Origin of the sequence: Candidatus Aegiribacteria sp. (assembly GCA_021108005.1) — a bacterium.
In the GTDB taxonomy this organism is placed as follows: domain Bacteria; phylum Fermentibacterota; class Fermentibacteria; order Fermentibacterales; family JCC-6; genus Aegiribacteria.
Genome location: JAIORS010000022.1, coordinates 1 through 14207, shown reverse-complemented (window position 1 = coordinate 14207; position 14207 = coordinate 1). Strand labels below are relative to the sequence as shown.

Annotated in this window: 11 protein-coding genes; 9 read left to right on the top strand and 2 right to left on the bottom strand. The window is 47.8% G+C overall.

Annotated elements, in window-relative coordinates:
• From K8S15_01630 to K8S15_01605, 6 genes are read left to right on the top strand one after another with little or no spacing between them, the layout of a single operon-like run.
• A complete protein-coding gene (locus tag K8S15_01630) occupies positions 1–1317 on the top strand; it encodes a bifunctional UDP-3-O-[3-hydroxymyristoyl] N-acetylglucosamine deacetylase/3-hydroxyacyl-ACP dehydratase (GenBank protein MCD4774736.1) in 1317 nt (438 codons plus the stop codon).
• On the top strand, positions 1314–2075 hold the full coding sequence (gene lpxA, locus K8S15_01625) for an acyl-ACP--UDP-N-acetylglucosamine O-acyltransferase (GenBank protein MCD4774735.1): 762 nt from the start codon (positions 1314–1316) through the stop codon (positions 2073–2075). The genes K8S15_01630 and lpxA overlap by 4 nt, the downstream gene beginning before the upstream one ends.
• On the top strand, positions 2048–2554 hold the full coding sequence (locus K8S15_01620; protein MCD4774734.1) for a hypothetical protein: 507 nt from the start codon (positions 2048–2050) through the stop codon (positions 2552–2554). Before lpxA ends, K8S15_01620 begins: the two co-directional genes overlap by 28 nt.
• Positions 2555–2567: 13 nt before the next feature.
• Positions 2568–3167: a sigma-70 family RNA polymerase sigma factor gene (locus K8S15_01615; protein ID MCD4774733.1), complete on the top strand. Its 600-nt coding sequence runs from the start codon at positions 2568–2570 to the stop codon at positions 3165–3167.
• The gene (locus K8S15_01610) at positions 3164–4324 is read left to right on the top strand and encodes a hypothetical protein (protein ID MCD4774732.1); all 1161 of its coding nucleotides are present in this window, start codon (positions 3164–3166) and stop codon (positions 4322–4324) included. The genes K8S15_01615 and K8S15_01610 overlap by 4 nt, the downstream gene beginning before the upstream one ends.
• Before the next feature lie 11 nt (positions 4325–4335).
• Positions 4336–5646, top strand: coding sequence for a hypothetical protein (locus K8S15_01605; protein ID MCD4774731.1), 1311 nt, complete (start codon positions 4336–4338; stop codon positions 5644–5646).
• On the opposite strand, the gene K8S15_01600 is transcribed toward K8S15_01605, so the two are convergent.
• Positions 5636–6343 carry a hypothetical protein gene (locus K8S15_01600; GenBank protein ID MCD4774730.1) on the bottom strand — a complete coding sequence of 236 codons (708 nt, stop codon included), beginning with the start codon at positions 6341–6343 and terminating at the stop codon, positions 5636–5638. The genes K8S15_01605 and K8S15_01600 overlap by 11 nt on opposite strands.
• 159 nt (positions 6344–6502) lie before the next feature.
• Here K8S15_01600 and K8S15_01595 point away from each other — a divergent pair, with 159 nt between their 5' ends.
• Genes K8S15_01595 through ligA form a run of 3 tightly spaced genes read left to right on the top strand, consistent with a single transcriptional unit; the run spans position 6503 to position 12740 of the window.
• The gene (locus K8S15_01595; GenBank protein ID MCD4774729.1) at positions 6503–8647 is read left to right on the top strand and encodes a hypothetical protein; all 2145 of its coding nucleotides are present in this window, start codon (positions 6503–6505) and stop codon (positions 8645–8647) included.
• 36 nt (positions 8648–8683) lie between these two features.
• On the top strand, positions 8684–10723 hold the full coding sequence (locus K8S15_01590) for a DUF1926 domain-containing protein (protein ID MCD4774728.1): 2040 nt from the start codon (positions 8684–8686) through the stop codon (positions 10721–10723).
• Complete coding sequence (gene ligA / locus K8S15_01585; protein ID MCD4774727.1) at positions 10713–12740, top strand: NAD-dependent DNA ligase LigA; 2028 nt, start codon at positions 10713–10715, stop codon at positions 12738–12740. The genes K8S15_01590 and ligA overlap by 11 nt, the downstream gene beginning before the upstream one ends.
• 74 nt (positions 12741–12814) lie before the next feature.
• Here ligA and serC read toward each other — a convergent pair whose 3' ends face one another.
• Positions 12815–13897: a 3-phosphoserine/phosphohydroxythreonine transaminase gene (gene serC / locus K8S15_01580; protein ID MCD4774726.1), complete on the bottom strand. Its 1083-nt coding sequence runs from the start codon at positions 13895–13897 to the stop codon at positions 12815–12817.
• Positions 13898–14207 lie beyond the last annotated feature (310 nt).

The window sequence follows — 14207 nt, the reverse complement described above, 5'->3', positions numbered from 1 at the left end:
ATGAACCATTACCAGACCACACTTGAACAGCAGGTGGTTTGCAGCGGAATTGGTCTTCATCTCGGCAAGGAGACTTCCATTACTTTCAAACCCGCACCCGCGGATACAGGAATTGTATTCGTGAGAATGGATGTGCCGGGCAGGCCCAAGATTAAAGCTTGCGTTGAGAATGTCAGGCAGGTAGAGGAGCAGTCAAGAAGAACGACTCTCGGTCACAATTACTACGAAGTTCATACTGTTGAGCACGTTCTTTCTGCGTTGTACGGTCTCGGGATTGATAATTGCATCATTGAACTTGATTCCGATGAACCCCCTGAACCAGAAGACGGTTCTATTAGAAAATATGTAGAAGTGCTTGAAAATGGCGGAATTAAGGAGATTAAAGGCAAGCTCTGCAAGATAGTCAAGATCGAAAAACCAATCAGCATTGACGCATTTGGAGCCAGCCTTACAGCTGTACCGTACGATGGTCTGAAGATCAGCTTCACGATCAATTACGATAATCCTGTTCTTGGGACACAGTACCTTTCAATTGACCTTACCCCGGAGACTTTCAAGAATGAAATCGCGCCAGCCAGAACGTTTTGCCTTTACGAAGACGTGAAACACCTGCAGGAAAAAAATCTGATAAAGGGCGGAACGCTTGAAAACGCCGTTGTAGTTGGAGACGATGGAATTCTCAACGATGAACCATTAAGATTTACCGATGAATTCGTCCGTCACAAGATACTCGATCTGGTTGGAGACCTTTCCCTGTTAGGCGCAAGGCTTCATGGTCATATCATATCTGCCAAATCCGGTCACGCATCCAATGTGCAATTAGTTAAGAAAATCGGCGAAGCACATAAGATAATCAAGAATTCACTCCCGCTTTCAGAAAAGAAATGGGATATCAACGATATTATGAATCTGCTTCCACACAGGTATCCCTTTCTTCTCGTGGACAGGGTGCTGGAAGTTGAAGCCAACAAGAGAATAGTCGGTCTTAAGAATGTCTCCATCAATGAATCCTTCTTTCAGGGACACTTTCCAGGGAAACCCATAATGCCCGGTGTGCTGATAATCGAGGCAATGGGACAGGTAGGCGGGCTTATGCTGTTCAACTCGGTTGATAAGCCTACCAACTGGCTTGTTTACTTTACAGGACTGGACAAGGTCAGGTTCAGAAACCCGGTTCAACCAGGGGATCAGGTTATTTTTGAACTTGAAATGATTCAGAGAAGAGGTCCCATGTGCAAAATGAAAGGTGTCGCAAAGGTTGACGGCAAGGTTGTGGTGGAGGCGATGCTTATGGCTATGCTGCTGGAGAAGGAATGATCCACCCGACTGCCATCGTTAACTCCGATTTGCCAGGCGATGTCGAAATCGGTCCCTATGCGATCATCGGTCCGGAAGTACAACTTGGAAAAAGCGTACGAATCGGACCCCATGCCTATTTAACCGGACCTGCGCTGATAGGTGATTCTGTTTCTATCGGTCCATCAGCAGTTATAGGTACGGACCCGCAGGACTTGAAGTATAGCGGTGAGCGGACAGAGGTGATAATAGGTTCAGGAACCGTAATTCGAGAGTTCGCCAACATCAACAGGGGAACGGTAGAGTCCGGCAGAACAGTTGTTGGATCAGAATGTCTTATAATGGCTTATGTACACATTGCTCATGATTGCATCATAGGCGACAGGACAATTCTGGCTAACGCCGTAAACATGGCGGGACATGTGGAGATAGGCTGCGATGTTACCATTGGAGGTGTTGTTCCGATTCACCAGTTCGTTCGAATTGGAGACCATGCCATGATCGGAGGAGGATTCAGGGTCAATAAAGATATTCCTCCTTTCGTTCTTGCGGGAGGGGCACCTCTGACCGCGGTTGCATTGAACAGTGTCGGGCTCCGAAGGAAAGGTTTTTCACGTGAAAGACTGGACAACCTGGACGCAGTATTCAGATATCTCTTCAAAGAAGAAGGGATTCTGACTTCAAAGGCTCGTGGTCTGATGGAAGATAACAGTATTTCCGATGACGCAAGACAGCTGGCCGATTTCGTTCTATCAAGCTCAAGAGGAGTCATCCGCTGACGGTATCATGCTGTCTTCTGCTACCGATTCTGTTTGTTCTTATTACAGATAGCCTCAACGGGGACAGCCTCGATAATGACAGTATAGAAATAAGTCATGTTCAAAATCCAGCCATTAACTCAGTTGTAAGAAAAAACCCATCAACCGCCATTCTGCGATCCGCGGTACTACCCGGGTGGGGCCAATTCTACAACGAAGAACCTCTGAAGGGCGTACTCTTCGGTACGGTGGAACTGGGACTGCTTTCATGGCTGATAGTTGAACATATAGCTTCTGAAGACGCCAGAACCAGCAATAACGACCCGGCTTACCAGCTGCACAGCCAGAGAAGACTAGACCTTATCTGGTACACTTCCGCGGCCTGGATCTTCGGCATGCTTGACGCGTACGTTGATGCCTATCTGTATTCTTTCAGCACAGAGAACGAGGAATTCGAGAAAGAAACAGGCATTGGCGCCGCAGTCTTCATTGATCTGTGAAAAGGAATAAGAAATGCTTCTGAGTGTATTACTGATGATGGCAGGTGAGGAGGAGAATCCTGACATCAAACTGCTCATGAAAGCAAAGAATGGAGACCGCGATGCATTTGGGGAATTGTTCAGGAAATACGAGAAACGGGTATTCAGAGTGGCCAGGCGGATGTGCGGAAGTGATGACGAAGCCTGGGATATTACTCAAGACGCGTTTATCAGAGCTATGCAGGCAATGGATAAATTCGATACCCGATACCGTTTTTTTACCTGGATATACAGGATTACAACTAACCTGGCGATTAACTACTCGAAGAAGAAGATGAGAAGGCGGGAAGTGCATTTCGAAGAAGCTTACAGTGCCGAGGGACAGCAGGTGATTGAAGACAACCTGGCTGATAGAGCCGCAGGTGAACAGCTGGCAAGGTCTGTGAGCAAGGCTGTAGAAAAACTTACCCCCGCATTGAAAGTTGTATTCGTATTAAGGGTCGATCAGCAGCTGAGTTACTCGGAGATAGCCGAGAGCCTTGATATTGCCATGGGAACCGTAATGTCAAGACTTAACCGGGCAAGGGATAAGATAAGGGAAGAACTGGGTTTGATGCTTGGAGAATGGCAATGAACTGTCCCGATTTTGATACTCTGATGATGATGCTCGACGGCGAACTGCGGGAAGAGCAGCTAAAGGCGGTATCTGAACATGTGATGTCCTGCAGCAAGTGCAGGAAACTTATTGATTCCCAGAGGAAGCTTGAAGCATCATGGAGAGACAGTTTCGTAGAACCGGACGATGAAGAATTCCGCAGTATGGAACGTAGTATATTCAGTAGAATAAACCGCCGCTGGCGGTGGAGAACTATAGTTCCCGCCGCTGCGGGAATCATCGCTGTACTCCTTGGAGTCAAACTCATTCTGAATAATCAGCCATCCCTTGACAGAGTTACCGATTTATCGAGAACCGAACGTATGGAGTATACAACTGATGCCGAGAAGTCCGGGGAAGAACAGACCGAATACCTGTCTTCAGACGATGGTGATTTTGAAAATGAAACTGCTGCGGAATCCGCACCTGCTTTAGGATCTTCGGCTAGTTTAGTTTCGGAAGATGCCGCAGAGGAAACATCAGTCAACGGACCGGAAATTGATGGTGCTACCGTTGTGGAATTGGTTCAACCGCAAGCCGCGGTGGAGGAAACGGATAATGGAGAATCGCTAAGAGGCGCAGTCGGATTTGTCCATGAAACCGACAGACAGATCACCACAGGTGGCGCAGTTGCGGGAAGCGGTGGCGGCAGCGGTTTCTACAACGCACCTGAGGAATCCGAAGAGTCCGAAACCACGGATGAGATCATTTTCATGGGGGCAGAAGTAATTCCCGTCTGCGAAGAACCTGCTGAAACGTACAGAGATATTACACTTTCATTGGATGCCGACACCACAGGGCTTGAGACTGCAACAACTGTCACATTAACGGCATCAGCTACTGAGGAAACGGAAGACAACAGGATATCTCACCAATCCACTGAGTCTTACTCCCGGTTTGATGATTTGTATGGCGATGACTTCGAGACGCCTGATGGAGAGGTTTATGTTGAACTTGCATTCGACGCTAGCGGTATTCCTGACAGTATCACAGCGTTGCTTCTTGATTCACTTTTTATCGACTGGAGTGATTATATTCCATTTCATTGCAGGGATACCGTCCTGATCGTTCCCCTTGCTGGTGTTCAGGATTTGTTAATGAACGAAAATAATGTACCCGCTGAAACTATTGAGTAGGGAGATACAGGATGCGATTAATCAGATCAGCCATATTTACACTAGTAATTACCGGTGTTCTTTCAGCCTCTCTGCCCAGACTAGCAGTCGTATCCATAGATTTTGATGAATTCGCGCCAGACAGTGTCATTCTGGGCGAGATTATCGCCGAGCTTTCAGAAAGCGGAAGGTTTCAACTGGTTGAACTGGGAGAAGATGCTTTCATGAACACCACCCCGGATTCTTTTATCAATTACATCAGGACACTTGCGGCAGATCGGGGAATTGACGTATTTCTTGCAATAGAAATGCTTTATCCGGAAGAAAATGATCGAACAGTTTTCCGTAACGATTCGCTGATAACCTTCAGAACTGTTTCCGTTGACGTACTCGGCAGATTCTATTCATCTACCGGAAACCTGATCGGAAACATAAGGAATACAGTCTCAAGAGAGGAAGTCCTGCCGTATTCCCCGGACAAACACAGGCTCGCTATTATTTCAGCACGGGAGCTGGCCTCAAGGGCGATACTGGAGCTGTTTCCGATTGAGGTTACCTTTACCGCTTCGGACAGCGAAGTATTTACAGTCCCCCTGGGAAGTGATCAGGGAATAAGTAATGGAACCATTATGGCTGTCGTCGCTTCATCTTTTGGAATACCTGATGATATTTCTGAATGCCAGCACCTCAGAAGCAGAGGTCTTCTTCAGATAATTGAGGTGGGGAATACTCAGTCAACAGCAAGGCTGCTGTCCGGCCATTTGATAGATGGCGGAACCGTAACCGCGGTAGAACAGTCAGCCCCTGCCGTTATTTTTCTTGAGTACAATGGCTGTTTGATATCATCTGAACCGGGAGCGGGGCTTGATAATCATGGTACTGAGCTGATTAACAATATCAGGGTAGGCGCGGAAATGGCAAAATGGGGATTCTGTTTTGGAGGTGGAGCAACCGTTGGAGGACTGGAACATTCTTCCATTATTGGAATCGATCTTCAGGCGGGCAGTAGAATTCCGCTCAGCAGCCCATCCCTTGGGTTGAGGTTGTCTGCGGGAGGTATGCTTGCCTTCCATATGCAGAACGTAAGGTCAGAAGAACTGTCATCCAACGCAACAGCTATTTCCGTCTCGGCTATTGCCGATGCCACAATGGAATACCTTTTTTCAGGACATCTGGGATTTCAGTTCGGGATTACCGGTTTTCTGGGTACATCCGCTTCCAGTTGGACAGTGCAGGAGTATACAGGTCAAGTCAGGGATGCCGAACCGGATGAACTTTATTACACTGAATTGAAACAGGGTCCGGTGGGTATTCATGCCGGGTTGATGTACTTTATTTTTTAGACTGGTTGCTTTTCCATGGTTTCTGGGCCATTCCACGTTCCCAGATTATCTCAAGTGACGACCATGTTGCTATTGCAAATACTACGCCTCCGATAATTCCAGAGAATATGGTTCCGTGCACAATACCAAGCGCAAGCGAACAGCCTGCAATCGCAGCGGTAAGCAGTATCAGGATAGTTGCCGCAAGGGATGACGGTCCCCATTTTGATATCACTCTAACCCTTGTGAGCTGAATTCCCCAGACCACGAGAGGATATCCGGTCGCGCCATAGACTGCCGCGGGAATATCCCTGAGAAACAGCATCGCGATAGTCCACAAAAGGACCAGGGGCAGAAAGACAAGGATTGCGTTTCTGTTAAGAGGGGAAATCCAGTTCAACTGTTCAGGTATATCGCATAATCCGGTCCAAATAAACAGCCCTGCGGTGAAACCAAGAACAAGGGAGGCTTCTTCGTTACCGATAAAGCAGCTGAAAATCGTTCCAGCCAGCCCGAGGACAAGAAGTATCAGGACGAATATTCTTGGGCCTGATTGACCGGTTTCGTTGATTTTGACGAAGAGCCTGGTTCCGAGAAGCTGAAGAAAAATGAAAAGAAGAAAGGAAGCAATAGCGAAGAAACCGGTTACAGCATAATCCTTTAAAGTGAGATTAGCCTCAAGAAAGAGATTACCGGTCAGTATATCAAGAATACCCATGTTCCTCCCTTCCTTCGGGCAAATTTGCAAAATTGTGTGGTCATCGTCAACAAGCGATGTTTGCACAAGGTGGTCAGTATAGTCATATATTCAAGTGTACCGATGGTGTTCCATTGTGATTATTATAGCAGGCAGATGTTTAATACATGGAAGGTATAGATGAACTCAGTACGGTTTCTTGTATCTCTTTCGGTTGCTGTTCTTTTTATCTCATGTGGAGGGGGCAGTGAAGCCTCGGTTGAACTGCACGATGAAACCGTTTCCATTGTTGCCGGCAAAGGTGCATTCATCAGAATGACTCTTGCTTCAGAGGAACTTGAAAACTCTCTACTGTACAGAGACGAAATACCGATTGAATTAAGAGTGTCATCGGATAATTGCGTTTCAACCATGACTGCGATGCTTGTACCTGGTTGCGGTTCAAAGCCTTCGGACAGATTGGAATACCTGTCCGGCAGTGGTGTCAGGAATCTTGATACAAGCTTTGTGAGAACGTCTGATGAGAATCCCGGATTTACAATCGTAATGTATGTGAAAGGTGATTCCAGTGTGGTGGAAAGGGTGTGGAACAGGGGTGGTGGCGAACTTGCAGTTCTTCAGGTAAAGTCCGGGAATACTTCTTTCAGTATTCTTCTGGCATCCACCAGTGGGCTGCTGAGCACTGCTGAAGTCGTTGAACCTGCAGGTGGTTTCACCCGTTCGGTATACCTCTCCGACCGTCGCAGGAGCGAGATTGTTGAAGAAGTTAATGCGGACGTTACCGTACCCCCCGAAATCACACACAGGATAATTCTATCAGTTGATCCGATGGAAAGGAAAATGAGTGTACTGGATTCGCTGACAATCGATTTCCGGCCAACTCAATCCGACAGTCAATTGATGATGTACCTTCCATATTGCCATGATGGAACCAGTTTTGAGGCGCTTGCCGGATCTGCTGCGAACTCAGATGATTCGGTATTATGCACTGCTGACTCCACCAGAATATTCTCAGGTATATATTCCGGCAACTGGAGCGGATTCATTTCATCTTCCACAAACAGAATTACGGTAGACGGGCTCCATATAAATCCATTCACATCATTTCAGAGCGGTATGTGGTTCTATCCGGGCTGTAGCAATCCATCGATTTACACACTCGATATTTCAGTACCTGACAACTGCTACGAGGTTTATGCACCACTTCAGGAAGTCTCAAGAGAAATAAATGATTCACTGCTTACCATTTCCTATGTTTCACCGTTGGGGGGGATCAAGGGGCCCCTTTCCTGGGCGACGGGTGGTTTCAATGAGAATAGCATTGCAGGGGGCAGAAGCAGGTACATCTGTCCCGAATCGGATTCCACAGCGCTCGGGATGATCGATATCGCGGACGATATTGCTGAAGTTCTCTGGAGTAATATGGGTTACGACGGGGCCAGGCTTGACATTGTTGTTGTAAAAAGTCTGGATGTACCAGTACTTATTACTGGACCGGGATGTGTGTTCCTTTCAACGGATATGCTCGCCTCTGTGAGGGGATATGAAACGTGGTCCGATTCTCTTATCCACGGGACAGCTGTTCCCCCCGCTTCAATAGTATTTGAAACGGCAAAGGCCTACCTGGCCGGAAGCACATACCTTTCCTCGAGTCTCAGGGATATGCTTGCGGCATGGTCAGTCTACAAATTTTCACTTCCATCGGATGAATCAGTTTCACCACAGCTGCTTGAGGCTTTTAGAAAATACTACCTGTTCACTTCTGAGGTTACCGGAGGAATCGAATTCGCCCTAGCGGATCCACAATTGAGCGAATCTCCACTTTATGATCCTGTAATATTCGGAAAGGCTCCGGTTGTCATAGAGTTTCTCATACATGAGATCCCTGCATTTGAAAGAGCTATTCCCAGGGCACTCGGCAATCTACGTCATTCTGGTGATTCTTTCAGCAGATTGTTTTCAGCTATGGGAATCTGGGAAAGCAGTGGATACGGAGAGATGTTCTTTCAGTGGCTATACAGCCCCGGTGTGCCGCAGCTGGAAATTTCCTGGATGGATTCTTCCGGTACGCTAAAACTCTGGGTAGAGCAGTTACAGCCCGGGCAGGATTTTCCTCTTGGTTCCATACTTGATGAAGTTCGTGTATCATTCAGCGAAACCGGCCCCATTGACCTTGACCTTTCCCACGGTTCCAAAGAGGGATTGTATAGAGGTGGTTTGCCCTCTACTCAAGAGAGGGTTCTGGCGATAGACATTGATCCTGATCGAATTCTACCCGCCGATATCGTTTACAGACGTATCAATAACGAACCGAATGACATATAACCCGGCTAACACTGTAGATTCCGGAGAATAACTGATATGAAGATATGCTTCTGCCTGCATAATCACCAACCGGTTGGAAATTTCGATCATGTCATGAATTCAGCGTACAAAGATTGCTATCTTCCAATGCTTGAAGTCCTTGAAAATCATCAAGGAATAAGCAGCGGTATTCATATTTCCGGAACACTTCTGGAATGGCTTGTCCTTAATCACCCTGAGTATATTGAGAGAACAGGTGCGCTCTGCCGGAAAGGCAGAATGGAATTGCTAACCAGCGGCCGTTACGAACCGATTCTAACCATATTCAGAAGGTTCGACATCGTGAAGCAGATAAAGAACTATTCAGACTACCTTTCGCGGATTTTCGGCAGAAGGCCTGAAGGGCTCTGGCTGACCGAGAGGGTCTGGGAGCCGCAGCTTCCTTCGATTTTAAGTGAAGCCGGTGTATCCTGGGCAGTGGTTGACGATATTCATCTGAAGAGAGCCGGAGCTCTGGATCTGTTTCGCCCCTGCATTACTGAAGATTCAGGAAAAACAGTAAAACTGTTTGGCAGCAATCGGGAGTTGAGATACAGCATTCCGTTTTCTCCAGTTGAAAGTGTCATGGAAAAACTGAAAGAAATGCACAATACCGGCGCAAATCTTGTATTTTACGGGGACGACGGTGAAAAATTCGGTGTCTGGCCTGGAACCCGCAAACTCTGTTACGAAGACGGATGGCTTGACCGGTTTTTCACTGAAGTGGAATCCGCTGACTGGCTGGATTCCCGCCTGCCTTCGGAAGGCGCGGAAACGGAAGCTGACGGTCCATTCTATATTCCTGCCTCAAGCTATACTGAAATGGGCGAATGGACTCTTCACGGCCTTCAGAGAGAGGAATACGATGATCTGCGGGAGAAGCTTGACGCCCAGGGGAAATCCGATAGCGCTGAGGTATTTCTTTCCGGCGGATTCTGGCGCAATTTCCTGTCCATCTATCCGGAGTCAAAGGAGCTGCAGGGTAGAATTCTCTCGGCGGAAGCTCTGATACTGGAGTCTGAAAACACCGAAGCGCTTCACCATTTCTGGAGAAGCCAGTGCAACTGCGCTTTCTGGCACGGCGTATTCGGCGGAATATATCTTCCCCATCTCAGGGAGGCTGTGTGGAAGGAACTAAACAGGGCTGAACGGGATGCCCTTAATTCCACACATGGTTATCCCCTCATTAAAACGGAGGACATTAACGCGGACGGTCACGATGAGACCCTGATCATTTCCAAAACCAGGTCATTGCTTATCCATCCTGATTACGGATTGACCGTTAGCGAAATTACGTTCCTGCATCCGGACGGAGAACCCGTACCCCTTGGTAATGTTCTCACCAGGCAGCGCGAGGAATACCATGATTCAATCCCTGAGACCGGATCCTCAAGTGAAGCTAAAACAATCCATGATGGCATGGCGTCAAAAGAGGAGGGGCTTGCAGGCAAGGTAACGATTGACAGATGGAGAAGAATGTGCTTTACAGATCTTGTAATGTCCTCTGCAACCGATTGGAACAGCTGGAGAAACTGTGATGGAGAGATAGCGCATTTCCAGGAACCCGGCCTGTCGTTGTCCTGCTCCATCAGTGATTCGGCAGCTGAATTTGAAGGTGAATTCAGCTCAGGAGAACTGATAGTTAAAAAAAGAATGAATGCCGGGTTGAAGAAACCGGTTATAAAAACCGGTTCTGTATATTCCATCGGGCCGGGAGACAGGGCCGGGATGGAAATCTGCCTTAATCTGATGACAGGACAGTCCCCCGACCGATACTTCACAATCGATTCGGGAGCGAAGCGCCTTATGTCGTTCGAAGGAAAATTTCGTGGTAGACTCATTGAAATATTCGACTGCTGGCGAAAGGTCAGGACTGTCATTGAAATGAGTGGTGAGACCGATATATGGGTTACACCATTGGATTCGGTGAACAGGTCCGAAAGCGGTTACGAGAGTGTTCATCAGGGAGCGGCGTTTTACATCTCCGGTGTTGCGGATGAAACTGGTTCTTTCAGTCTGGAAATCAGTGTTCACATGGAGGCGCTGAATGATTCCTGATGAGATCAGGGCAGAGGCTGCGAAACTTCGGGAACTGTTGCGATACCATAACAGATTGTACTACATAGAGAACCGGATTGAAATATCCGATGGTGAATACGACGCCCTTATGCGGAAGCTCCGTGAGATTGAATCGCGGTGGCCTGAACTCATAACCGAAGACTCGCCCACGCTAAGGGTAGGGTCAAAACCTCTAGCGAGCTTTCCCTCACTGTTCTGGAACCCCCCGATGTTAAGCCTGGATAACGTTTTCTCAGCGGAAGAATTCGGTGAGTTCGACAAGCGTATCAGGCGCGAACTTAAACTTGAAAAAGACCCGGTCTATTCCGTTGAACCAAAACTTGACGGTCTGGCCGTTGCCCTTGTTTACGAGAGCGGAGTTCTCACAAAAGCCGGAACAAGAGGGGATGGAACCAGAGGAGAGGACATCACGCCCAACGCGAAGACCCTGCGGGCAATACCGCTCAGGCTCAACGGTGATCCACCTCCCGGTCTTGTGGTAAGAGGCGAAGTTATATTCAGAAAAGCTGATTTTCAAAAAATGAACAGAGAAAGAAAAGCGCTGGGACAGGAACCATTCGCAAACCCCAGGAACGCTGCCTCAGGCTCTTTAAGACAGCTCGACAGCAGAATAACATCATCAAGACCTCTGAGTTTTATAGCCTACGGAACCGCCAGCTGGCCTGAGGGCATCACATCCCAGCATTTCCTTTTCGAGTACCTTAAAAGCCTTGGCATTCCCGTTAATCCCTATAACTCCGTCTGCGGAGGAACTCAAGAAGTTGAAGAAAACTGCAGAAGACTTGAAGAGAACCGGAGCGAATTCCCATGGGAGATAGATGGAGTTGTCATCAAACTGGACGAAGCCGCTCTTCAGAAAAGAATGGGAACACTCTCCAGGTTCCCGCGATGGGCAACCGCCAGGAAATTCAGGGCTGAGGAGGCGGTAACAAAACTTATTGATATCAATGTTCAGGTTGGAAGAACCGGAAGACTGACTCCTGTGGCCAGGCTTGAACCTGTTTTTGTCGGTGGTGTGACTGTTTCCAACGCGACTCTTCATAATGAAGATGAGCTCGCGAAGAAGGATGTCAGGCCGGGGGATATGGTTATTGTGAGAAGGGCCGGTGATGTTATCCCCGAAGTGGTAAGATCCCTTGGCAGACCGGAGGGTGGAAGAGGGGAAAAATTCACGTTTCCCATGATCTGCCCTGTATGCAATGGACCCGTTGCCAGGGAAGAGGATACTTCCGCCCACAGGTGCATGAATCCATCCTGTCCCGCAAAAATAAGGGAGAGTCTGTTTCACTGGGGCTGCAGGGACGCTCTCGATATTGAGGGTCTTGGCATAAAACTGTCGGAGCAGCTAGTCGACAAAGGCCTGGTGAAAGATGTCTCGGATCTGTACAGGCTCACCAGCCATCAGCTCGCCTTTCTTGACAGAATGGGCGCCGTTTCCGCGAATAACCTGATTAATGAACTGGATAAAAGCCGCGGCACGAACCTCCAGAGGTTCCTTACCGGGCTGGGGATACCAGGAATAGGCAGAACCGTTTCAGGTCTTCTGGCCGGTAGATTCAGAAATCTTAACGAAATAATGGATGCTGGTGTTGATGATTTCCTGGGCATCGAAGGAATCGGTCCTGTCCTGGCTGACAATCTGCAGCGATTCTTCAATAAAAAAATAACAAGGGATGTAGTGAACAGGCTTTTGAATGCCGGATTTAAACCCGAAAGCAGCAGGGTAGATGATGAAGAAAAACCTCTTCAAGGGGTAACACTGGTTTTTACAGGCGGAATTTCCACACCACGTCCGGACGCCAGAAGTATGGCTGAGGATGCCGGCGCGAAAGTCACAGGAAGTGTATCCTCAAAAACAGATTTGATTGTTGCTGGTCCAGGAGCGGGAAGTAAACTTCAGAAAGCCCGAGAACTGGGAATCGAGATAATAGATGAGAGTGAATTCATAAGAAGAATAAATAGGGACGGAGGGATTTTATTCGAGAAGCGTGAATAATATGGGCTTATTACCTGCATTTCAGTCATATTATTTCACTATTCCAAATAAATTCCCTCCGTCCCTAATTTTTCTTAGTTTGCTGCCTTGAACCTTTTCATGAATTCCACGAGAGTTTCAACACCTTCGAAGGGCATTGCGTTGTAGATCGAGGCTCTGCAACCGCCAACCGATCTGTGACCCTTCAGCCCGACAAGATCGTTCCCGGCACCCTCAGATATGAACTTCTTCTCAAGTTCCTCGGAGGGAAGGCGGAACGTTACGTTCATCAAAGATCTGCTGTCCTTTTCCGCGGTACCCTTATAGAAACCATTACTATCGTCCATATAGGAGTAGAGCAGGCCGGCTTTTTTTACATTTGCCGCCTCAACGGCTTCAAGGCCGCCCTGTTCCAGAATCCATTTCATTACAAGGCCCACAACGTAGACAGGGAAGGCTGGAGGAGTATTGAAGAGTGAGTTTTTATCCAGATGGGTAGAGTAGGAAAGCATCGTTGGAACTTCTTTGTTTGCCTGCTCAACCCAGGATCGTCTGACAATAACCGCCACAACGCCTGCAGGTCCTATATTCTTCTGGGCGCCGGCGTAAATGAGAGAAAATTTGCTGAAGTCAATCTTCCTTGAAAGGAATCCGGATGACATGTCACTGACCAGAGGAACATCACCTGTTTCAGGGAAGTCCTTCATCTGGGTTCCCACAAGAGTGTTGTTGCTGGTGGTATGAACGTATGCAGCTCCCGGAGTAAGGTTGAATTCTCTGGGGATGTAGCTGAAGTTGGCATCCTCGCTGCTGGCGGCGATGTTCACATTGCCAAAGAATTTTGCCTCTTTGACCGCCTTCTTTGCCCATCCGCCCGTAACAACGTAATCGGCCGTCATTCCATCCTTCAGAAAGTTGAACGGAACTGCGCAGAACTGGGTGCTGGCTCCGCCGCCGAGGAAAAGCACCGCGTACTCGTTCTCTGAAAGCCCCATGATATCAAGCATGTTCCTCTGTGTTTCGCAGAACATACTGTCGAACTGGGCGGAGCGGTGGGATATCTCCATAATGGACATTCCCATGTTGCTGAAATTCACAACACCCTTTGATGATTCCTTCACTACTTCGTACGGAAGAGTAGCTGGTCCTGCGAAAAAGTTGTATACACGTTCGGGCATTTCTGTCTCCCTGGTTAAAAGTAATACTGATATGAATGAACAATTACAGCAACTTCTAATATGATTCCTGTGACCGCTGATTCGCAAGTGTCGAGCAGACAGAAAAGAAACACAATCAGATAGCGTATTATTCTGTTTTTCGGTGTTATTGACAGTGCACTATTATTCTTGCTATCATCTTATAAGATTAGGAACTGCTGTCGTACAGGAATCCCTGGATCACCTGTAAGATCAGCAGGCAAGCTGTCTGAGATGCCGTTACGCATAAAAAACAGAGAGGATACATGATTATGTCGAAATACCCCCCCCC

Coding starts and splice junctions, on each gene's coding strand:
- K8S15_01630 (MCD4774736.1), top strand. CDS start 1: ATGAACCATTACCAGACCACACTTGAACAGCAGGTGGTTTGCAGCGGA.
- K8S15_01590 (MCD4774728.1), top strand. CDS start 8,684: ATGAAGATATGCTTCTGCCTGCATAATCACCAACCGGTTGGAAATTTC.
- serC (MCD4774726.1), bottom strand. CDS start 13,897: ATGCCCGAACGTGTATACAACTTTTTCGCAGGACCAGCTACTCTTCCG.
- K8S15_01595 (MCD4774729.1), top strand. CDS start 6,503: ATGAACTCAGTACGGTTTCTTGTATCTCTTTCGGTTGCTGTTCTTTTT.
- lpxA (MCD4774735.1), top strand. CDS start 1,314: ATGATCCACCCGACTGCCATCGTTAACTCCGATTTGCCAGGCGATGTC.
- K8S15_01615 (MCD4774733.1), top strand. CDS start 2,568: ATGCTTCTGAGTGTATTACTGATGATGGCAGGTGAGGAGGAGAATCCT.
- K8S15_01600 (MCD4774730.1), bottom strand. CDS start 6,343: ATGGGTATTCTTGATATACTGACCGGTAATCTCTTTCTTGAGGCTAAT.
- ligA (MCD4774727.1), top strand. CDS start 10,713: ATGATTCCTGATGAGATCAGGGCAGAGGCTGCGAAACTTCGGGAACTG.
- K8S15_01610 (MCD4774732.1), top strand. CDS start 3,164: ATGAACTGTCCCGATTTTGATACTCTGATGATGATGCTCGACGGCGAA.
- K8S15_01605 (MCD4774731.1), top strand. CDS start 4,336: ATGCGATTAATCAGATCAGCCATATTTACACTAGTAATTACCGGTGTT.